Origin of the sequence: Psychrobacter sp. AH5, assembly GCF_040371085.1 — a bacterium.
GTDB lineage: Bacteria > Pseudomonadota > Gammaproteobacteria > Pseudomonadales > Moraxellaceae > Psychrobacter.
In genome coordinates, this window is the sequence record NZ_JAMBMT010000001.1 from 688,364 (window position 1) to 709,281 (window position 20,918).

The following is a 20,918-nucleotide window of genomic DNA, read 5'->3' on the forward strand; positions in this document are numbered from 1 at the left end:
TGACTACTTCCATCGACTTTATTATTATTTATTGCTAAAGTGATTTTTAGCTAGCAACGGATTGTGCTACTGCTGCCACCGTTTTGTATTGTTCTATATTTGACTCATTTCATCCGCTATTGATACCTGATACTCGAGACCCTCATGATTTTTAAAAAACACCACATCGCTATACTGCTACCTGCGCTAATGATAGTCGGCTGTAGCAGTCAACAGACTGCGCCGCAACCGACTAAGCCTGTACGCCAACCTAATGTACAAGTGACACAGACTATCACTGTCAAGCCAAAGCCAGTCGTCAGACCTCAAGTTGTCACGCCAGCACCAAAGCCAAGTTACACCAGTTTCTCAGATTGGAAGTCAGACTTTACCATGCGCGCGATTGCCGCTGGTAAAAGTGCTAACGATATACAGCGTCTACTCGCCTCTGTAAATCTCAATCAGCAAGTCATCTCGCTTGATTCAAGCCAGCCTGAATTCTCCAAAATGCCATGGGACTATGCTGACTCAGCGGTATCTGGCGGCAGAGTCAGTAGCGGTCAGCGTAAATTCAATGAGCAGCGCTCTTATTTATCTGGCTTAGAGTCGCGCTATGGCGTACCAGCTGAAATCATTGCCGCTATTTGGGGCATGGAGTCCTCATTTGGCGCAGTGACTGGCAACAGCTATATTCCAAGCTCGCTAGCTAGTCTCGCTTACGATGGTCGCCGTCAAACGTTTGCCGAAGAGCAACTATTGGCGCTATCAGACTTATTGCAGCGGGGAGACATATACTGGTCGCAGCTTGACGGCTCTTGGGCGGGCGGTATGGGCGAGACCCAGTTTATCCCTAAGACTTGGTTAGATTATGGGGTGGATGGCGACTACAATGGTCATCGTAACCCTTGGTCGACGGCGGATGCCCTTGCCTCTACCGCCAATTATCTCAATGCTTCGGGCTGGGTACGCGGCCTTGCGCCTTTTTATGAAGCCACCCTTCCGGCCTCCTTTGATTACTCATTGGTAGGTACTAAGCAGTCAGCGGCTAAATGGGCCGCATTAGGTATTGACACTATAGAAGATGTCAATTTAGATGCCAATACGCCAATGGAGCTATGGCTGCCCGCTGGTAAAGATGGCCCTATCTTACTGTTAAGCCCAAACTTCGATGTCATCAAAGTCTATAATAATTCATCCAATTATGCGTTAGGGGTGAGCTTGTTAGGTAAAGCATTAAACGGTCAAAGCGGTCTACGCAAATCATGGCCGCGCTATGAGCGTCCGCTATCAACCTCACAAGTGACCAATCTACAGCGCCGTCTTACTAGCGCCGGTTACGATACCAAAGGGGCTGATGGTATCATCGGTACCAATACACGCTTGGCGTTTCAGCGCTGGCAGGCCGATAATGGACAAACGCCAGATGGTTTTATCACCCAGCGTAGTGCGTCATCATTGACAGGTTGGTGAGCAAAATTGTTGACGTTTTTTGCCGAGATGTTTAGTGAATAGAGAATTAAATAAGTCAATTTACAAAAAAGCATTCTCAATAGGATGCTGTTTTAGCCTAAGTGGTACTGGATTTAGCTGATAAATTAAACATAAGGCGCATCGGCACAATAGGCGGCCTCAATCTCACTGACGCTAGGCTGACGGATAATGGCAATAGGGGTTTGCTGCTGAGCGTCCCAGTCGATTATTTGCATCTGCGCAAACTCCTCAAGCCAGCCCCCCATCGGCCAATGCTGCCATTTATCATAAAAGCGATTGGCATTGATGACGATGCTTGCCAGATGGTTAAGCGGCGGGCGGTAGACGCTGTGCTGCTGATGATAGACTACATCATCTGTCAGATAAAATTCGATATCTAAAGCGCGCGCCATAAAAGCAAAGTCGGTATCTTCTGCGCCATAACCGACATAATGCGTATCAAAGCCGCCTAGGCGCTGAAACTGAGTTTGCGAGATGGCAAAACATAAACTCCAAAAAGCGCCGTAGTCTTGCGTGCGCTCCATATCCTTGTGATTTTTATTTAATGTATCTGATGCTATCTTACTGGCTTGTTCAACAGCTTTTTTAACAAGATTATGGCGATAGGGGTTAGTGACCGCAAAAGCATTTAATTCAGCATTACTCAGATCGCTTTGCTGCAATTGTAGCGACTCAGTAGCGGTTAGCGGACGCGTCAAATAAAGCGGCTGACCCATTAACAAAGCGTCAGGATAAGCTTGTAGCTTGGCAGTTAATTGCTCAATAAAAGTCGTCGATACTATACAATCAACGTCTAAGAATATTAACGCCTCATGACTGGCTTTTGCCGCGCCAAGATTACGATTATAGCCAATATCAAAGCCTGTTTTTTTTGCAGTATTTTTGTTTTTTGAGACGGCCCCTTGTTGACTATTGGCTATCAGGTCAGCTTGTGCAGTCGGCACTTGCACGATATGCAGCGGATACTGCGCTAAGTGCTCAGGGTCAGCATCATCATTGACGATAATGACTTCTTGAGGACGCATGCTGCCATTGGCTAAACTGCTCAGCAGATTATAAAGATGGCGATTGCGTCCATAGCAAGTGGTAATCACGCTGACATTGATAGTTTTGGAATGGGGTTCGTTTGCACTAGTCATAGTTTCTCTTATTGCTTTAGGCTCTTAGGAGTGAGATTGAGCTTCGGTAATAGCCACTCTTCAAACCAAATCTTAGCAGTTGTATAGTAAGCTAAACTGTCCATGAAGTGTTGCGCGGCTGTTTTATTATCTGCGCTGTACGGATTTTGCTGATGATTAGTTTGGATAGTTAAGTTGGATAAGCTCTTAATATCTAAATCTTTTTTACTAAGCTTAATAAAGCTTTGCCAATCAATAGCCCGACCTTGCGCGACCAGCGCCGCTGCCATCACCTCTTGCTCACGGTGCGGACGCTCGTCAGGTAGCACTACTAATGGCGTCTTATAATGATAAGCTTGCGCGATACCATTGAGACCGCAGGCCATGATTAATAAATCGCTATGCGCGATAAAAGGGGTGACGTCTGGCACCTCGAGAGCGATATCGACATAAGCGCGTTTGTCAGCGCTGATGGGGCCAAGCGATAAAATAAAAGCATCAGGCTGCACCGCTCGTAGCTCTGGCAATTTAGCGTCGATAGCCTCGTGACCGCCATAACCTTTTATTACCGTTATCATTTTGGTTTTTATCTTACCTTCACTGTTTAGGCTCAGCTTTTGCGTTGATTCAATAAGCTTGTCATTACTTTTATAGTTTTGATGGATCAAATTTTTCAATGAAGCTATAAAGTCACCATAGCTCGTAGCGTTGGCAGTTTTGTTAGCCAAAAAGTCCAAATACAGCGTTTTGTTGATTAGCCAACTATCAGTCTCAGCAGCTTCTAACGCTTGAGGGTAAGGCGCAAGCAGGCCAAGCGCTCCGGCAAAAGCATTAAGGTGCGGCGTATCATCACGAATACCAGCGAGGCGTACATAGAGATAGGGTACGCTAGCGGTGCGGCAAAGCATAGCCACTTCGACACTGACATCGATGATCATCAAATCAATGTTACGCTCTTTTATAGCGTTTAGAATCTGCCAACTACGGGTTTGAATATCACTATTACCAATGGGCGAGTAATGCAGACACTCAGGCTGCCAATACTGACCTGCCCGGCCTGGTAGCACCTCATCGCCTCGTTGGTCCTCAGGACTTAGGCGAATAATCTGCTCTTCGTCTACCGTCATAAATTGATAAGCATCTATAGATAGACTAGTAAATACGACTAGGTTTCGTTGCAAGTTTTGAGGCAAAAGCGCCGCTAACTTATCGGCTTGACGGCAATGTCCTGAGCCATGATGATGAGCATAATAGCCAATGCGCATAAGACTAATTTCCAGAGATCTTTGATGATAATTTTTATATTAATAAGAGGTGAGTGAACGCTTTTTACAAAAATAATTACTAATACTAAATAACTCTTTGCTTATTTTTAGAATTATCACCTTGTGTATAGTGATTATTAAAAGTAACGCTATGAGCTTTAGAGGCAACATTAGCTATTGGCGATTCTGACGATACAGCTTGTCTATATAAATCAATATAACCATCGACCATCGCCGCAACCGAACAAAACTGCTCAGCTCGCTGCCGGCAAGCCTTGCGCGAAATATCTTTGATATCCTCAAAAGCTTTAATAAAAGCTGGCTCATCACATTTGGCGACGATAATGCCTGTCTCTTTAGTTATAATCTCAGCTCCAGCACCTACATCGAAGCCTATGACTGGCGTACCACAAGCCAAGCTTTCAGCCAAGGTCAATCCATACGGCTCATCCCATGTACTAGTGAACAGCATCGCGGTCGATTGACATAAATAGTTATTGATTTGCTCTTTGCTTAAATGCCCCACGTAATTGAATAGGGCTTCGCCGTTCTCCTTATTAGCATCAGCGGCTAATAATGGCGCAACCTCATTATCAAAGTATTGTTGATTACTCTCAGGGCCTGCGATAATCAAACGTTTACCTGCTGCCTGACAATATTGCATCGCTAGATGCGTGCCTTTTTCGGGGCAGATACGCCCATACCAAAAATACACCTCATCATCAATGGGCTCAATGTTGGCTCTAAATGAATCGACATCGATACCGTTATAGACTACCTTTGATGGCACAAACTCATCAAATAGCTGCTGCTGATGCGCGCTAATCGCAGTAAACTGAGTAGTAGTGCCTTGTTTGAGTGTCAATAAAGCCAAACGCAAGTGCGGGAAGATAGGGGTATGAAAGGTGGTAAAAAAGCGCTTGCCAAAGGCTTGTCCGACTAGCATCGGCACATGATACAAGCTGTGATTGTGGACGATATCGATCTCGCAGCGGTTATCTCTAGCGATAATATCACCGAGCGCCTGTTGGTACACGAGATACTGGTACATATCCTCACGGCTCATACCGACAGCATCATGCTCATTATCATAAACTAGAGCATCGAATTGCTCACGAGTCATCAGTGGTATTAAGGTTGCCTGCGTCTGACTGTCCTTATGCGCATAAAGCAGCACCTTGTGACCACGCGCTACTAACTCATCACATAATAGCTGAGTAATCATCTCAAGCCCGCCTGCATAAGGCTGCGCAATCGGATACAGCGAATGGGCGATGATGGCTATTTTTAATGGACGATAATCGGCATTGATAAGAGCATCTTTTATTGAAACATTTGAATGAGTAAGTGACATAAAGTGTCCATGCTAGGTGATTTTTGATAAATCATAGAGTAATAGGTTCTAAAGTAATAGGCAGTAAACAAAAGGTGTTAGCTAAACATGCTGAAAAAACATTAGTAAAATTATATTTTGTTACATACATATAGTAAGCTCAGCTAAAGCTAAGAATTAGCCATTTTATTATCTCTATATTGGCTATTAGCAGATTTAGCTTTTGTCAGCGAGTTGACACTCCCAGATTTACGTAAAGATTTTTTATTAGTATGCGCGGCAAACTTTATAATTCGTGCATTAGGTTTTTTATAGCGATAATTATCTAATATAACATTAGCGGCTAATATTTTTATGACACAGACTATCAAAGCGCTAATAAATAATAATGGCGAATATAAGGTAGAAAAGGGCGCTACTAATAGAGCGGTTATAATGTTAAGGCCTAATAATAACTTTGGTAACGCAATAAAATTGGCGATAAATCTCGACTGCGTAGTACTACTAATAACTTGTTTAGGCGTACAGACAAAAGGCTTTTTTTGACCACATAATACTGGCAGCCATGACAAAGCGCCTAATTCCCAAAAATTTAAATGCAGTAACCAAGCTCGAGTTTGTTGCTTGATTCTGCGAAAAAATGAGCGTGTGTTATGGATAACGGTGGCGTCCGTATTATTATCAATAGTAGTATCCGCAACTTGCTTATTTAATGGTGCTTTATCTTGACTATAAGCCCAAAACCGTCTGGCTAAAAATATTGCATAACTGGTATAAACGGCATATAACGGTAGTAAAAGTAAATTAAAATCAGCTTTAAAATCAAATAATAAAGCGCTAACTACTGTGATAACTACAGCCAGCTGCAATAAAATAAACAGTCCGGTAAAGTTAACCCAAGCGCTCAACTGTGATAAATGTGCTCTTATATCATTTAAACGCTCGTACTTGCTAAGTGAAGGGTTCAAGTTATTGAAAGGTAACTTATCAGTTATTAGCGTTTGATCATTTTTGCAAAAATAAGAGGTTAGTACTTGCATATTGCCATAAATCCAGCGCTGTCTTTGACTGACTAAATCGGGCAAAGTTGTTGGTAGTAGTCCAGTAGCAATCACCTCAGGAATAAATTCACTGCTAAAACCCTGCCTATGCATCAACACGCCCATTTGCGCATCTTCGGTGATAGATGCACCAGACCAGCCGCCAAGCTCAATCAATGCATCGCGGCGAATAACCGCAAAAGTCCCTGTCGATAGCGCCCGCTGCCGATTAAAAGGACGATATAAATGATAGTTAAAATAATGGTTTAGCTCGCTATGCACATCGAGACGATCTTCATCCCGGTAGAACTGCGGAAACTGCAACAAAGCATGTTGCGGATAGTTTTTGATAGCATTGACAATAGCCGCTCTAGCATGAGGCAAAGCTTGATAATCACTATCAACCACTACGATGTGGCTACACTGTGCATCCATTAACTCTAAAGCTAGATTAAGCGCACCTGATTTAAAGTTATCGACCTTATCGACATGATAAAAGCGCACTTTTTGTTCGGTGAGTTTGTCACAGTAATGAGCTAGTGGCTCATAAAGCGCTTTATCAGTATGATTATTATCGATAATAACTATCTCATCAGCCGCTGATTTGATAGCTAATAAAGATTTGATAGTCGCTATTACTACTTGAATAGGCTCAGCGCGAGTCATAATCTGAAAGCTCAAACGAATGGCGTTACTGTCTTCAAAATTTGGATGCTTGCTATAGTTCTTATTATTCGTTTGCGGTTTTAGAGTAGTCACGGTATTAACGTTCATGGTCTGTCCTTGAGCATCCACGCAAATTGTGGCTAGTGTTATAGGTGTTATAAATCAAAAAGTTAAAGGCTATTATTAGAAATAAATTAGTCCACTTAAAGAATAGGGTTTTTATAGGAAATTATAATAATACCCCACTCTCAACTTGAAATAAGCAAATCAAACTGAAGAGGCGGATTACCAAGTTTTTTGTTGAGTACAAAGCACAGATTGTGTGACAGGATTTTACGAATCAATCGATGAGACAAATGCCATAAATCTCTTGCTCGTACCTTTTGTATATTAAATCGTTCTGATAACTGACCAATGACTGTTTCAACGATACGGCGGGCTTTCATTAGCCGCCTTACCACAGGTTTGGGTCTATCTTCTTTCATATTAGCTCTGAGTGGCGTTTGTAAATCTACTCCTTGAGCGTCGTAGTACGATGTCAGACTCGGGCTGATATACCCTTTATCAGCGCCAAGTAGCCCATGAATATGAGTGGTGATTTCTGGGGCAACCGCTCTTTCATCAACATTGGCAGGAGCAAAGGTAAAGCCTTTAATCATGCCCGATAAGTTAACAAGCAAATGGCCTTCAAAGCCATAGTACCTCTCTTGCTTAGCGGCACAGTAGCTAAAAGCTGCTAAGTCTTGATAATTCTTATGCCGATAAGCGCGTCCATAATGACAGACGGGTATCGGAAAGCCATCCATAAAATGAATGTTGTCACGGCCTTCAATTTGACTGACGTTATCTTGTATCTGCTGTTTGACTTGCCACAGATTGGCGCAGTGCTTTGCGAAGTTAGGGTATGAGCCGATGGCTGGAAACCAGTCTTGCCAATGCTGGGTAAAGTATTGCCAAATTTGTTTGTCTTGATCTAGGTGTAAAAATTCACCGACCATCTCCATGCAAATAACCTCAGGATCACTTAGCTTTGGCGCGTAACCTGCACTTCGCAAGGGTTTGGTGACGACTATTTTGTAATATTGCTCTACCATTAAATAGATATTGATGATAAATTCGTCTATGGACATCTCACAACTCCATTGTATTCTTGGTCGAAAACAATAGATTAGTGAGGTGCTCTTCTTTTTTCAATCACTTTCGAAGTTGAGAGTGGGGTAATAATATGAATGGTTAAGCTAAATTATAGACAAATTGTGGCAAAAATAGCCTAAGTGTAACGATGGGTAATTTAAGTAAAAAAGTGTTATTCAAAGAATGCTTAGCGTCCGAATTAGCTCATATAGCGTCCCATAAATAATCTGATAATATTTGGTTATAAAAAGATAAGTGTCAGTAATTTCTTTAGAAACTAGGCAATACCGCTGTCTAAACTCTGTAGCTATTTGTTGAATTAAAGTGGCTAATTAGATTTAAGCAAGTGCTTTTTGTTATGGTGGAGTTCGTAAATATCAAAGCCTATTCTTATATGCTTGGGATGCCTAGATACTTAAATGTCTAGATACTTAAATGCTTAAATACAGAGAGTTTTTAGATATAGATAGATGCAGAAAAATTTAGATAGAATTAATCAGCCAAAATATTTGTATAACTATTACTTATAATAATATATGACATTGATAGCTAATTTTTTAATAAATAAAGTAAGGATAATAATATGAGTAGTCATAATAATGAAAATAAACACTCTAATTCAGAAGATCTAAAAGACAAGTTTACCGAATCGCTAGAGGCTTTTAAGCTGCGAGCAGAGTTGCTAGTAGCCAATCTAAAAGAGGGCGGCGATGATGGCTATGATCATTCTACTACCACAGCCGGCGAGAAAGGCTTGAGATCAGGAAAGGTATCGGAGCTTACGGTGATTGCACCTCTAAAAGAAGGCGGAGCTGAGCGCCTAAAAGAGATTCTAAAAATCGCAGGCGGCAATCTCAAAGGAGCGACGCGCGTAGGCACTTTGCATGACTTGCGCTTTGTATTTATTGATGACGACACTAGAGTGCTGTTCTGTACCGCTTATGATGGCGACTGGGATCCATACATCGATGACTTCGCCACCAAGATACCTGAGCTGATGGATATCTTATTTGGCAACGTCAAAGGTTGGCCGGGCATCAAAGATCCTAGCGTTAAGCAGTTTATTCTGGATCATCAGATTACCGCTGCAGGCTGGTATGTTGGGGTTCCGCATCTCACGGTACAAGATATACGTCGTCATGAGCGCATCGTTAAAGGGGTTAATAAAGCGCTAGATGAAGCACAAGCCAATTGATTTGTAAGTGTTTAAAGCTTTTAACAGATAATTTTAAGAACAGGTCTACCAATGAGTAATAATAACCATAACAAAGCGTTATCAGGATTGACTGATAAATGGCAGGACTTAAAAGATGAGTTCGGTAACCGTATTGAGGATAGTCATTTTGAGAGTTGGCTTGAAGGGATCAAAGCAGAGGTTGGCGATGGTATAGAGATGTTGAGCCGCAGGGCTCGCGGCGTCTTTAACCCAAACCTAGTGACTATGCAGCTAGAGGATATTCAGTCCATCATCTTGCGCGAACGTCCGACGCCTTATTATGGCACGATCATCGCCTTTAAGGTTAATGAGGCCAAGGTTGGGCGGCAGATGCTGGCACAAGTGTTGCCTGATGTAACGGGCAGTAAAGAGTGGCATAAAGACATGCAAGCGACACTATCTATCGTCATGACTTATGAAGGTCTAAAGGCACTGGGTGTACCGCAGTCCTCGCTAGAGAGCTTCCCTGAATCGTTCAAAGCGGGTATGGCCAGGCGCGCTGATAAGTTACGCGATTTCGATATCAATGATCCCGATAACTGGATGGCACCTTTTGGTGATAAAGGCGATATTCATATTGGCGCTGCCGTTATCGCCGATAGTAAGGAGAAATGGCAAGCCAAATTTAATGAGCTAAAAGAGACGATAAAGGCTCATATCGATTATGACAATCCTGCTAATGGCGATATCGAGATCTTGATGGAGCATGACTTTGGCTCAGATGATAATGTCAAAAACGTCTTTGGCTACCACGATGGTATCAGCAATCCTGAGATTCAAGGCAGCGGTATTCAGACGCCGCCAAGTCATAATGGCAAGCCCATTGCCGCAGGCGAATTTGTACTTGGTTATGAAGGTGAGGCTGGCACTATTGCACCGATGCCGCAGCCTGAAATCTTAGGCAAAAATGGCTCGTTTATGGTACTGCGCGCTTATAACAGCCACGTCGCAGAGTTCAATAAGTTTCGCAAAGATAACACTGATAGCGAGGAGGAAGCTGAGCTATTGGGCGCAAAAATGTGGGGACGCTGGCGCTCTGGCGCGCCATTGATACTAGCTCCCGATAAGGATAATAAAGCATTGGGCGATGATCCAAGCCGTAATAATGATTTTGGTTATAAAGATGATCCTTATGGCAAAAAGTGCCCGTTTGGCGCGCACATCAGGCGTATGAACCCGCGCGATAGTAAAGACTTTATTCTATCTGATGTGCGTATTCACCGTATTGTTAGGCGCAGCGTTGGCTTTGGTGAAGTATTGCCGCCTGATGTCACTGAGGACGATGGCAAACAGCGCGGACTGTTCTTTATTGGTATCAACGCTCACGCGATGGAAACGGTTGAATTCTTACAATCGCAGTGGATAAACGACGGCAACTTTATGAGCTTGGGGGAGGAAAAAGATCCGATGCTCGGCCTCCACAATGTTAAAAAAAATGGGGGCGATAAAGACAGCGACGCGGACAAATTTACCGTACCCGCTGACCCTATTCGTAAGCGCTATCACGGTATCGAAACCTTTAACACTTTATACGGCGGCGAGTATTTATTTATTCCAAGCTTATCAGCGCTGAAATGGATAAGCGAGCTGTCATAATTTTTGTAATACCTTTAAAAACAATAAAACTCAGGAAGTAATATGCTAAAAAAACTCTTTAAACCAAAGTACGTCCCTTACGATCCCAAATACATAGCCCTGAGCCGCGATGACGAGCGTAATATTCGTACGATCACTGATGATATCAAGAGCTATATCGCTCGTAGTGATAAAGCTAGCAATGTCGATTATCACACCCGTGATGCCCATGCCAAAGGCTACTGCGCACTCAAAGCCAAGTTTGAGATTTTAGATGACATTCCTGCGGAGTACGCGCAAGGTCTGTATGCCAAAGCAGGGATTCATGATGCGGTGATTCGCTTCTCTAACGGCTCCTCACGAGTGTTTGCCGATCGTAAGCTTGGCTTTGCCCAAGGTTTGGCGATTAAGGTGTTCGATGTGCCGGGCGAAAAGCTAGCACCAGGGGAGGAGGACAGCGCCACTTTTGATTTTAATCTGATCAATCATCCAGTGTTCTTTTGCAATAGAATTCAAGAGTATAGTTACCTCTCGCGTCTGTTTTTAGAGCTGCCTAAGTACACTGATAATGGCGCTGTTGGCAAAGCTAAATTAGCTTTTAACTGGTTGACCAATTATGGCTCAAGATTGCCTACCAAAGAGTCTATCAAAACCTTTAAAGCGGTATTGGGCTTTACCACAATTGAGCCCAAAAACACTTTGCTATACGATTTTCATTCACAAGGTGTGGTGCGCCATGGCGATTATATGGCCAAAATTAGAGTCACTCCGACGGCCGAGTCAGCTAAGAAAGTCACCCGCCGTGAAGTCGATGTCAAGGCGCGTGAAGAGGCGATTCGTCCGCTCATTATTGAGGAGATACGCGAGCACGATTATCAGTTCGAGGTGCAGATTCAGCTGTGCCGCAACCTAAAAAAGCAGCCTATCGAAGAGATTACCACCGAATGGAGAGAGTCGGATGCGCCTTTTGTCACTGTCGCATGCTTAACGATTCCTTGCCAAGACGTTCCTGACGATGGGCACTTCGATATCATGGAGCATTTATCCTTTACGCCGTTTCGCTGCCTAAAACAGAACCGTCCTATCGGTAATCTGCAACAATCACGCCTCAAGGCTTATCAGATAGCCTCAGAGACGCGCCATAAGCTAAATGAGGTCAAGCGCCGTGAACCTAGTAGTCTCAAAGAAGTGTTTGCAAAGACATTTTTTTAGAAGCTGGCGAGTTTTATTATGGACTCTATTGTTATAGCAAGCAGCACAAATAGTTAGCTTATTATCAACAATGAAGCTTACGGATTAGTGTTACTCTTTAATGTATAACATTCAGCAAATAAAGTAATGAAAAGGACAGCATCATGGGCTTATTAGTAGAAGGACAATGGAAGGACCAGTGGTACGATACTGACGCCACTGGCGGCCGTTTTAAGCGCGAAGAGTCAGGCTTTCGCAATTGGGTCACGGTCGATGGTAGCGCTGGACCAACAGGAGAGGGCGGCTTTAAAGCTGAGCCAAATCGTTATCATCTCTATGTGTCTCTAGCTTGTCCTTGGGCGCACCGCACCACGATATACCGTAAGCTAAAAGGGCTTGAGGATATGATATCGCTATCGGTGGTGCATCCGTTTATGCGCGATCACGGCTGGACTTTTAAACAAGGCGATGGCGTCATTCAAGATCCGATCCATCATGCCGATTATATGTATCAGGTTTATACCGCTGCCAAGCCCGATTATACAGGCCGCGTCACTGTGCCGGTACTGTGGGATAAAAAGACCAATACTATCGTTAGTAATGAGTCCTCTGAGATTATCCGTATGTTCAATTCAGCTTTTGATAAAGTCGGAGCCACGCCGCTTAACTTGCTACCCGATCAGTTAAAAGACGAGATTGATGAGGTCAACGAGCTGGTCTATACAGCGGTGAATAATGGCGTGTATAAATCAGGATTTGCCACGACGCAAGCCGCTTATGAAGAAGCGGTTACTGAGTTATTTGCTGGCTTAGATAAGTTAGAGGCGCGGCTAGCGACCAGTCGTTATCTAGTGGGCGCTAACATCACTGAAGCGGACTGGCGACTGTTTACTACTTTGGTCAGATTTGATGCGGTTTATGTCGGTCATTTTAAGTGTAATATCCGCCGCATTGTCGATTATCCCAATCTTTGGAATTATCTCAAAGAGCTGTATCAAGTGCCGGGTATTAGCGAGACCGTCAATATGGAGCATATCAAGGCGCATTATTATACTAGCCACGATACGATCAATCCGACAGAGATTATACCGCTTGGTCCAATTATTGACTTTAATGAGCCGCATAACCGTGCACAAATAAGCCAATAAGGGTTTTAGAATAACTACAGCGAGTTAGCTGTTTTTGCAAAAGCTCACTATCTATAAGGTAGTGGGTTTTATAAAATTGAACTTTTAGCAATTATTAGGAGCCCTAAAATGAGCCATACAGTCGATCCACAAGAGATACAACGCAAGTTTGAGCGCTGGTATGCTTTGCAACAAAAGCTACTACAAGCCCAGCAAGATTGGGTAGAGGCGGAGGCTTTATTAGCTGAGGTGCAACAGTATTATCTTAGTCCGCAATGGGCGCAAGATCGCGAAAACGATGTGGCTATCGAGCACTCTGGCGAGACCTATTCTATCTTTAGTGAAGATGGCATTTGGAATGCGATGAGCGAGCATCAAGAACAAGCTATCGGATGGATGCGGCTAGGTTTAGATAGTATTGATAAGTAAATCATAATAACAGCACTTCTTGATAATTAAGTATTTATTAATAAATAGATCAATGAGATCTGCGCCGCTTGATAAACCAGCCAATAATAATGACTATGATTAAAATGCCAATGCCTTTTGAATAAGGCGCTAGAGTTGATTCAACCAGCTCATAATTTTGCCCTAAATAATAGCCTGCTAATGCCAAAATAGTAGTCCAAATGCTAGCTCCCAATGCCGATAAACTTAAGAACGGTAGCATGGGCATGTTATTCATTCCGGCAGGAATAGAGATAAAAGAGCGAATGCCAGGCACCATACGCCCAAAGAATACTGCTTTTTTGCCGTGCTTATCGAACCACTCATTGGTAGCGCGAATATCATCAGGTTTTACAAAGACAAATTTGCCGTACTTTTCGGTAAAAGCTATCAGCCGCTCCTCATTAAATACCTGACCCAGATAATATAAAGGTAACGCGCCAAGGACTGCGCCAAGCGTGCCAGCAAGGATAACCAATATAAGATTAAGCTCACCGTTAGAGGCTGCAAAGCCAGCGGCTGGCATAATGACTTCTGAGGGAATAGGGGGGAAGACATTTTCGGCAAACATGGCAAAGATAATACCAAAGTAGCCAAACTTGGCCATGATTGAGAGTACCCATTCGCTGACTTGACTCATAGAAAAACCTTTATAAAGCTAGCGTTATAAATCATAATCGACTAAATAACTTACTAGCTTATGGTGGTTTTTTCAGTTTAGAGTCTTTATCTGCTGTGTTAGTTTGGTTACTACACAGTCAAATCATCAGCATAGGCAAATAGAGCAGGCGCGCCGCCAGTATGCCAAAACAGGACGCTATCTGTCTGCTTAATATCTCCAGAGCGTATCATGTCAATCAGTCCGCCCATCGCCCGTCCCGTATAAACCGGATCGAGTAAGATGCCTTCGTTTTGCGCGGTCATAGCAATGGCTTCGTTTTCAAGCTCTCCAATCACGCCATAACCCTCGCCAACATAATCGGAATTTAAAATCAAATCATCTGCTGTAAAGCTAAAATCAGCGTTAATCAACTGCGCTGTATTATTGGCAAGAGTAATAATATGCTGATCAAAAGGAACTTTATCCATCTCCCCTTTATCGATGTTAATACCCACTATCTGACAGCCGTTATCAACTATTTTATTGCCCAGCATTAACCCTGCATGGGTCGCGCCAGAGCTAGAGGCAAAAACGATATGAGTAAAGTTAACGTTTAGGCTTTGACGCTGGCTCTCTAACTCTTCATAAGCGGCGACAAAAGCGGCCGCGCCCAGCTCATTAGAGCCGCCGTAGGGAATCACGTAAGGGGTTTTACCTTGTGTCTTTAAGCGCTCAACCAGTTCTGGGATATCCTCGCCCTTACGGTTCTCGCCCGCCCAGTGGATATGACAGCCGTAGATTTTATCAAGTAATAAATTACCTTGCGGCTGCTCAGGCTCGGCTCCGCCTAACACCAAATGACATTCAAGCCCTAAGCTTGCCGCCGCGCCAGCCGTTTGCCGGCAGTGATTGGACTGAATAGCGCCTGCGGTAATCACCGTATCTGCGCCTTTGGCTAGGGCGTCGCCCATGATGTACTCAAGCTTACGGGTCTTATTGCCCCCAAGCGCCAGTCCCGTATTATCATCGCGTTTCATAAATATTTTTGGACCGTTAAGTTTGGCGCTTAAACGCTTGAGCTCAATCAAAGGGGTAGGAAAGAACCCTAGCGAGACTTTGGCTAAGTTATGATTCATGGTAAGTCCATTATTAGAGTCAGTATTAAGTCATTCTGTACCAAAAAAAATCCTCATTCAACTTTTAGGTTTGAATGAGGATGGATAGCTATACTAATAATTATAAAGGTAGCAACACTATATTCGATTTTAAAAGTAAATGTTAGAGCAAAAAAAACTTTAAAAATGCACTTTTAATAAAGCGCTTGGGACGCTTTGATTGACGCCATCAAGTCCGAACTTGTTTCGCCAGTAGCTATATTCTATACCGACCTCGATACGGTTATCAATACCTAGCGCCTCTTGCAAATTGTACTTAATTTGCGGATTGATATGCAGCTGATCTTCTAAGTCATCATTGTTAAAAGAGTAATCAATATAACCATCAACTACAAAGTTGTTTTTCTCCCAGCCGTAAGTCAAGGTAATCTGCTGGTCATCGGCGTCGTTGGGGCCAGAGTTGTTATTGAACACATGATACAAAGAGGCAGAGGCGTATTTCATACCTGGAATAGGGACGTCGAGATCAGCACCGACCCCAATCATATAGTTATCTTGGCTAAAGCCGCTAGAGTTAGAGCCAAACTCGTATTGAGTAGCAAAGTTGACTTGCTTGATAAAACTATCATCAAAAGTTGCGACTTTGAACTTAGGAGCCAGCTCGCCGTAGATATCTTTGGCGCGACTTTTTTCATTGTCGCTTGCGCCTTGCAAACGATCCACAAAGAAAAACACTCCGCCCCATGTGTGTGTTGAGGCATGCTCAAGCGTGAGCGTAGTTAACTCACCGTCTTTGGCTAACTCGTAATCCTCACCGTATAGTAATGAGACGCTAGTATCTGAAAATAGTACTTTAGCTTGGGCATTACTGATAGCGGCTAGCGACAAGGTGGCGACTAGAGCCGTAGCTATAGGTTTGGCAATAGAGCGTTTAATATTCACGCTAGTTTTTTTCATTGGTTTAGTAGGGGATAGATTTAGAGATGGGTAATAACGCACAGTAATACTCCTTTATATACAGTCGTTTGTTTCTAGCAAAAGCATGACTATCGTTGGCTGCTTTAATGAAAAACCTAGTATGCTTAATAAGACTTTAGGTCTAAATCAACAGTATCCAACTCCTTGTCAAAACGCTTAATCACTGCTAGAAAACCTTTAGCGGATAATCGCTAACATTAAGGCTAAGTAGCGTAGAGGTTTGAGACAAAAGTGGCTCTAATTACAGCAAAAGAGCTTCAAATATGGTTACCCTTTGCAATACTTATTAACACTTTGAAACAGTTAAGCACGTTCTATAGCTGCTGACAACATTAATTTAATCAATGAAATCAGCTATATACAGATAAATGGATACTAATGTTAGCTAAGTTTATGATTTAGCTACAATAACTGACCAAATGGTCAGCTTTATTTTTTTTGTAACAAAGGCTCTAAAACTACTCTTACGTATCAAAATGAAAAGCTGCGTATAATAGAATAGTTTATTAAGCTCAGCTGACTGCAAGAGCTTCAGTTTCGGTTTTTGCAGAGCTTAAAGTTCAGCTACTTATCTAACAGCTGATAAATCTACCGCTGATAAGATTTAAGTATTTTAGTAAAAGTTTGATATCTCGTTACTCTTTTAGGAAAGTTGTCTATGCTCAATATTTTGCTAATCCTACATTTATTAGGCGCCTCTATTTGGACAGGGGGACACCTGATTTTGGCCTTGGTTATTTTGCCAAAGGCGCTATCGTCGCATAGCATTGAAGGGTTAATGGCTTTTGAGGAGAAGTTTGAAAAGGTAGGTATGCCAGCGCTAGCGGTGCAAATTATCACTGGTATTTGGATGGCTTATCAGTTATTGCCTAATATTGGTTCATGGTTTGAGCTTGATAATGATTTAAGTATTCTTATTAGTCTCAAGCTATTATTACTGCTATTGACGATCATTGTCGCTTTGCACGCTCGTTTTTATAGAATCCCTAACTTAACTGCGGATACGCTAAAATCTTTTTCAGTGAATATTATTTTGGTGACTTTATTGTCAGTAGCCTTTGTCATCGTTGGCACTTTATTTCGTACAGGGCTAGGTTGATAGAATACGTTGACAGGTATTTTATAAGCTGCTAATAAAGTTAGTTTCGATGGTTTAACACATTGTTTTACTTGATAAAGGCGAAGTCTGCGTTTTTACTCGATAACCGCTTGAAACAAAAATACAGACACAAAAAAACCTCAAGTAAACGAATACTTGAGGCGAAACTTGTTTAAACTCGAAAGTTTAAATTCGTTTTAAATATGGCGCAGCGGACGGGACTCGAACCCGCGACCCCCGGCGTGACAGGCTAGACCCACCATATTTCGTTAAAGTATATTAGAGTATATTAATCTACAAACCCTTGTATGAAAAGGCATATAGAGAAATAATCCTAACGACTTTTAGCATAATTTAAAGTTATTTACCAAGTAAAATATACTGATTTTGGTCACTAATAAAGTATAAAAATTATACTTTTATGTAAAAAATAGGTATACATTTTATACTTTTATTTTATATAGGTATCGCTAAAAGAAAATCAATATACACCCTTACTACTCCAAAAATCGTATCATACTGTTTTATTGTTAGCGAATGGCTAACGACTACCGACGGTTGCTAAGTCAGATAAAGGTTGAATTTTACAGTTAATCTGCGTAACTAAAATCTCCTGATTTTAATTGTGCAGGATTGACAGTAGCGATCGCTGAGTAAAACTGCAAGTATGGATAAACAAAAAATTCTCATAGTCAACTCCCTGATAATTGTAACAGTATTGCCATCATATCGGGCGAGAGTAAGTCAGCTAGCGCAAATGGGGTGACGGATAGGAAGCTAAAAAAAAGCGCAAGCTAAATGTCTGCGCCATGTTAAATAATTTAGATAAGCTAAAGCTAATTACATAATCCTGTTAATTTATTATTCTTGCCATCGACACATTCTGTTTCACCCAAGTAGATATAGCCTTTGTTTTTCATACAACTTCTAATAGCTTTACTGCGTCTAATGACATCTTCAGTTGTCATTCCTGGGTATTCATTACTTAAATCTAGACTACCATCACGAAAGTTTTTCACTCCACAGCTCTGAAAATCTTGCCGACGCTTATCTACATTAGTACGACCAACAGTATCTGCCTTTTGCCAACCTTGTATCTGAGGTGGTGCCAATGAGACATAAGGAATATATCCAGGGACAACGTTAAATGTATTACAAGCACTTAATATAGCGCTAAATATCAGTAAATATAAAACTCTCATAATTAGTTACCTCCTAGTTTTAATAGCATAATCATTATATCGGGTGAGAATAAGTCAGCTAGCGCAAATAGTGTAGAGACTGGATCGCTAAAAAAATAAGCGCAAGCTAAATGCCTGCGCCATGTTAAACAGCTTAGATAAGCTAAGACTAATTACATAATCCTGTTAGCTTATTATTCTTGCGATCGACACATTCCTTAGTTTTTATAAAGATATAACCTTTGTTATCCATGCACGATTCTATCTTGTTACTACGTTGACGTGCCTGCTCAATAGTCATATTTGGATATACGACATTTAGATCTAGGCTACCATCACGATAAGTTTTGACACCACAGTTCTGAAAGTCTTGCCAACGCTTATCTACATTAGTACGACCAATAGTGTCTGGCTTTTGCCAATGTTGTATATAAGGTGGTGATAAAGACACATTGAACCGCCCCGGGATTGTCGGAGACTCAACATTCTGAGAGAATACGACAATGAAAAGACAAACCTACACTCCTGAGATTAAAGAACGCGCCGTTCGCATGCTGATTGAAGCGTCGAGCGACTATCCTTCTACATGGTCAGCCATTCAAGCCATAGCGTCAAAGATTGGCTGTACGCCTGAGACACTGCGATCCTGGCATAAAAAGCACATAGACCAAACCATTCCCGCCTCAGTGCAGGCTCAAAGTGACAAAGAGCGTATCAAAGCGCTTGAACGCGAGAACAAAGAGCTCAAGCAAGCCAATGAGATTATACGTAAGGCTGCTGGTCTTGAAGTCCAGGCGGAGCTCGACCGTCCACCCAGATAATGGTTCAGTTTATTGATGACTATAGAGGTAGTTATGGGGTCGAGCTGATTTGTAGAGTACTACCGATTGCCCCGTCAACCTATCACCGTACTAAAGACCTAGAGTGCTGCCCTGAAAGGCGTTCACTGCGCAGTCAGCATGACGACTACTATCTCAGCGAGATTAAACGCATCTGGCAGGACAGCAAATGTCGCTATGGTGCTCGCAAAGTCTGGCGGCAGATGAAGGCAGATGGCATTTATATCGCACGCTGCACCGTCGAGCGTTTAATGAGTCAGCACGGCTTACAAGGTGTCTGGCGCGGTAAGGGTAAGATTACCACCAACAGCCGTGACGACCAAAAGCGTGCTGATGACTTGGTTAATCGTAACTTTAGCGCTAATCGCCCTAACCAGCTCTGGGTGGCGGACTTCACCTATATCAAGACGACAAGCGGCTGGGTCTATACCACTTTTATTATTGATGTGTTTGCTCGCGCTATCGTGGGCTGGAAAGTATCGAATCGCATGAATACCGATATGGTGATGGCGGCATTAAACCAAGCAATAGCAGATAGAAACAATCCCAAAGATGTCATTCATCACAGTGATCGAGGGGTTCATTACTTATCTATTCGCTATACCGATAAGATGACAGACTGCGGCGTGATTGCTTCTGTTGGTACAACAGGCGATTCATACGACAATGCATTGGCTGAAACGGTCAATGGGCTTTACAAGTCTGAGGTGATTCATTATTTAAAGCAGAACTGGACTGGTGTGAACGATGTTGAACTGGCAACCCTTGAATGGGTAGATTGGTTCAATAAAATACGACTGCATAGTACGATTGGTTATGTGTCACCTTTTGATTTTGAAAAGCGGTATTATGATAATTTAACCCTGTCAGGCATCGCTGCCTGACTCAAGTAGATCAGCCTCCGATATAGTCGGGGCGGTTCACATAGGGATCGTAACCAGGCACTACATAAAAAGCGGAACAAGCGCTTAATAAAACTGCAAGTATGGATAAAAAAATCATTCTCATGGTTAATTTCCTGATAATTGTAAGAGTACTGCTATCATGTCAGGCGAGAGCAAGTCCGCTAGCGCAAATGGAGCGACGGCTGGGATACTAAAAAAATAAGCGCAAGCTAAATGCCTGCGCCATGTTAAATGATTTAGATAAGCTAAAGCTAATTACACAACCCTGTTAGCTTATTATTCTTACCATCGACACATTCGGTTGCACCAAGATAAACGTAGCCTTTATTTTTCATACAAGATTCTATTTTTTTTCTACGTTTTGACATTTGTTCAACAGTCATGTCTGGATACACTACTGTTAAATCTAGGTTACCATCAAAATACTTCTTAACCCCGCAGCTCTGAAAGTCTTGCCAACGCTTATCAACGTTGGTACGACCAATAGTATCTGACTTTTGCCAATGTTGTATATAAGGTGGCGACAATGATACATAAGGACTATAGCCAGGGACAACGTTAAATGTATTACAAGCACTTAATACAGCGCCAAACATCAGTAAATATAGAACTCTCATA

19 protein-coding genes and 1 other annotated feature are annotated in these 20,918 nt (G+C 42.4%); of the genes, 8 read left to right on the forward strand and 11 right to left on the reverse strand.

Annotated features, from left to right (window positions below; all coding sequences use genetic code 11):
- The first annotated feature begins 144 nt into the window (after positions 1-144).
- Entirely contained in the window at positions 145-1,449 is a 1,305-nt protein-coding gene (locus M0N77_RS02960) for a lytic murein transglycosylase (protein ID WP_353103395.1), read from the forward strand.
- Between the two features lie 125 nt (positions 1,450-1,574).
- On the opposite strand, the gene M0N77_RS02965 is transcribed toward M0N77_RS02960, so the two are convergent.
- The 5 genes from M0N77_RS02965 to M0N77_RS02985 all read right to left on the reverse strand — a co-directional run bounded on the left by M0N77_RS02965 (position 1,575) and on the right by M0N77_RS02985 (position 8,022).
- A complete protein-coding gene (locus M0N77_RS02965) occupies positions 1,575-2,609 on the reverse strand; it encodes a glycosyltransferase (RefSeq protein ID WP_353103397.1) in 1,035 nt (344 codons plus the stop codon).
- Between the two features lie 8 nt (positions 2,610-2,617).
- Positions 2,618-3,853: a hypothetical protein gene (locus tag M0N77_RS02970; RefSeq protein ID WP_353103399.1), complete on the reverse strand. Its 1,236-nt coding sequence runs from the start codon at positions 3,851-3,853 to the stop codon at positions 2,618-2,620.
- An 85-nt stretch (positions 3,854-3,938) separates the two neighbouring features.
- A complete protein-coding gene (locus tag M0N77_RS02975) occupies positions 3,939-5,207 on the reverse strand; it encodes a glycosyltransferase (protein WP_353103401.1) in 1,269 nt (422 codons plus the stop codon).
- A 149-nt stretch (positions 5,208-5,356) separates the two neighbouring features.
- Entirely contained in the window at positions 5,357-7,000 is a 1,644-nt protein-coding gene (locus M0N77_RS02980) for a glycosyltransferase family 2 protein (protein ID WP_353103403.1), read from the reverse strand.
- Positions 7,001-7,140: 140 nt separating this feature from the next.
- Positions 7,141-8,022 carry an IS982 family transposase gene (locus M0N77_RS02985; protein ID WP_353103404.1) on the reverse strand — a complete coding sequence of 294 codons (882 nt, stop codon included), beginning with the start codon at positions 8,020-8,022 and terminating at the stop codon, positions 7,141-7,143.
- Between the two features lie 587 nt (positions 8,023-8,609).
- On the opposite strand from M0N77_RS02985, the gene M0N77_RS02990 reads away from it, so the two are divergent.
- The 5 genes from M0N77_RS02990 to M0N77_RS03010 all read left to right on the forward strand — a co-directional run bounded on the left by M0N77_RS02990 (position 8,610) and on the right by M0N77_RS03010 (position 13,564).
- The gene (locus M0N77_RS02990; protein ID WP_353103406.1) at positions 8,610-9,221 is read left to right on the forward strand and encodes a hypothetical protein; all 612 of its coding nucleotides are present in this window, start codon (positions 8,610-8,612) and stop codon (positions 9,219-9,221) included.
- A 51-nt stretch (positions 9,222-9,272) separates the two neighbouring features.
- Positions 9,273-10,838: a peroxidase gene (locus M0N77_RS02995; RefSeq protein WP_353103407.1), complete on the forward strand. Its 1,566-nt coding sequence runs from the start codon at positions 9,273-9,275 to the stop codon at positions 10,836-10,838.
- Between the two features lie 42 nt (positions 10,839-10,880).
- Entirely contained in the window at positions 10,881-12,029 is a 1,149-nt protein-coding gene (locus tag M0N77_RS03000; protein ID WP_353103409.1) for a catalase family protein, read from the forward strand.
- A 143-nt stretch (positions 12,030-12,172) separates the two neighbouring features.
- Complete coding sequence (locus tag M0N77_RS03005) at positions 12,173-13,156, forward strand: glutathione S-transferase family protein (RefSeq protein WP_353103411.1); 984 nt, start codon at positions 12,173-12,175, stop codon at positions 13,154-13,156.
- A gap of 108 nt (positions 13,157-13,264) precedes the next feature.
- Complete coding sequence (locus M0N77_RS03010; RefSeq protein WP_353103413.1) at positions 13,265-13,564, forward strand: DUF4298 domain-containing protein; 300 nt, start codon at positions 13,265-13,267, stop codon at positions 13,562-13,564.
- Positions 13,565-13,613: 49 nt separating this feature from the next.
- On the opposite strand, the gene M0N77_RS03015 is transcribed toward M0N77_RS03010, so the two are convergent.
- From M0N77_RS03015 to M0N77_RS03025, 3 genes are all read right to left on the reverse strand, one after another.
- Complete coding sequence (locus tag M0N77_RS03015; RefSeq protein WP_353103414.1) at positions 13,614-14,222, reverse strand: DedA family protein; 609 nt, start codon at positions 14,220-14,222, stop codon at positions 13,614-13,616.
- Positions 14,223-14,332: 110 nt separating this feature from the next.
- On the reverse strand, positions 14,333-15,319 hold the full coding sequence (locus M0N77_RS03020; protein ID WP_353103416.1) for a D-cysteine desulfhydrase family protein: 987 nt from the start codon (positions 15,317-15,319) through the stop codon (positions 14,333-14,335).
- Between the two features lie 159 nt (positions 15,320-15,478).
- Positions 15,479-16,240: a DUF5020 family protein gene (locus M0N77_RS03025; protein ID WP_353103418.1), complete on the reverse strand. Its 762-nt coding sequence runs from the start codon at positions 16,238-16,240 to the stop codon at positions 15,479-15,481.
- A gap of 694 nt (positions 16,241-16,934) precedes the next feature.
- On the opposite strand from M0N77_RS03025, the gene M0N77_RS03030 reads away from it, so the two are divergent.
- The gene (locus M0N77_RS03030; protein WP_353103420.1) at positions 16,935-17,375 is read left to right on the forward strand and encodes a CopD family protein; all 441 of its coding nucleotides are present in this window, start codon (positions 16,935-16,937) and stop codon (positions 17,373-17,375) included.
- An 836-nt stretch (positions 17,376-18,211) separates the two neighbouring features.
- Here M0N77_RS03030 and M0N77_RS03035 read toward each other — a convergent pair.
- Together M0N77_RS03035 and M0N77_RS03040 are read right to left on the reverse strand one after the other, a co-directional pair.
- Positions 18,212-18,577, reverse strand: a complete 366-nt coding sequence (locus M0N77_RS03035) for a hypothetical protein (protein ID WP_353103422.1) — start codon at positions 18,575-18,577, stop codon at positions 18,212-18,214.
- Between the two features lie 148 nt (positions 18,578-18,725).
- Positions 18,726-19,007 carry a hypothetical protein gene (locus tag M0N77_RS03040; protein ID WP_353103424.1) on the reverse strand — a complete coding sequence of 94 codons (282 nt, stop codon included), beginning with the start codon at positions 19,005-19,007 and terminating at the stop codon, positions 18,726-18,728.
- 52 nt (positions 19,008-19,059) lie between these two features.
- Between M0N77_RS03040 and M0N77_RS03045 the strand changes: the two genes are divergently transcribed.
- A protein-coding gene (locus tag M0N77_RS03045; RefSeq protein WP_353103426.1) for an IS3 family transposase occupies positions 19,060-20,279 on the forward strand; the annotation gives its coding sequence in 2 pieces (ribosomal slippage) (positions 19,060-19,342 and positions 19,342-20,279; 1,221 coding nt in all).
- Positions 19,335-19,451, forward strand: a sequence feature (AL1L pseudoknot). Its footprint overlaps the gene before it by 117 nt.
- Before the next feature lie 272 nt (positions 20,280-20,551).
- Here M0N77_RS03045 and M0N77_RS03050 read toward each other — a convergent pair.
- The gene (locus M0N77_RS03050; RefSeq protein WP_353103427.1) at positions 20,552-20,917 is read right to left on the reverse strand and encodes a hypothetical protein; all 366 of its coding nucleotides are present in this window, start codon (positions 20,915-20,917) and stop codon (positions 20,552-20,554) included.
- Position 20,918: the final 1 nt, after the last annotated feature.

Bases quoted from the DNA above. Each gene is read 5' to 3' on its own strand.
- M0N77_RS02960 (WP_353103395.1), top strand. From the start codon at position 145: ATGATTTTTAAAAAACACCACATCGCTATACTGCTACCTGCGCTAATG.
- M0N77_RS02965 (WP_353103397.1), bottom strand. From the start codon at position 2,609: ATGACTAGTGCAAACGAACCCCATTCCAAAACTATCAATGTCAGCGTG.
- M0N77_RS02970 (WP_353103399.1), bottom strand. From the start codon at position 3,853: ATGCGCATTGGCTATTATGCTCATCATCATGGCTCAGGACATTGCCGT.
- M0N77_RS02975 (WP_353103401.1), bottom strand. From the start codon at position 5,207: ATGTCACTTACTCATTCAAATGTTTCAATAAAAGATGCTCTTATCAAT.
- M0N77_RS02980 (WP_353103403.1), bottom strand. From the start codon at position 7,000: ATGAACGTTAATACCGTGACTACTCTAAAACCGCAAACGAATAATAAG.
- M0N77_RS02985 (WP_353103404.1), bottom strand. From the start codon at position 8,022: ATGTCCATAGACGAATTTATCATCAATATCTATTTAATGGTAGAGCAA.
- M0N77_RS02990 (WP_353103406.1), top strand. From the start codon at position 8,610: ATGAGTAGTCATAATAATGAAAATAAACACTCTAATTCAGAAGATCTA.
- M0N77_RS02995 (WP_353103407.1), top strand. From the start codon at position 9,273: ATGAGTAATAATAACCATAACAAAGCGTTATCAGGATTGACTGATAAA.
- M0N77_RS03000 (WP_353103409.1), top strand. From the start codon at position 10,881: ATGCTAAAAAAACTCTTTAAACCAAAGTACGTCCCTTACGATCCCAAA.
- M0N77_RS03005 (WP_353103411.1), top strand. From the start codon at position 12,173: ATGGGCTTATTAGTAGAAGGACAATGGAAGGACCAGTGGTACGATACT.
- M0N77_RS03010 (WP_353103413.1), top strand. From the start codon at position 13,265: ATGAGCCATACAGTCGATCCACAAGAGATACAACGCAAGTTTGAGCGC.
- M0N77_RS03015 (WP_353103414.1), bottom strand. From the start codon at position 14,222: ATGAGTCAAGTCAGCGAATGGGTACTCTCAATCATGGCCAAGTTTGGC.
- M0N77_RS03020 (WP_353103416.1), bottom strand. From the start codon at position 15,319: ATGAATCATAACTTAGCCAAAGTCTCGCTAGGGTTCTTTCCTACCCCT.
- M0N77_RS03030 (WP_353103420.1), top strand. From the start codon at position 16,935: ATGCTCAATATTTTGCTAATCCTACATTTATTAGGCGCCTCTATTTGG.
- M0N77_RS03035 (WP_353103422.1), bottom strand. From the start codon at position 18,577: ATGAGAGTTTTATATTTACTGATATTTAGCGCTATATTAAGTGCTTGT.
- M0N77_RS03050 (WP_353103427.1), bottom strand. From the start codon at position 20,917: ATGAGAGTTCTATATTTACTGATGTTTGGCGCTGTATTAAGTGCTTGT.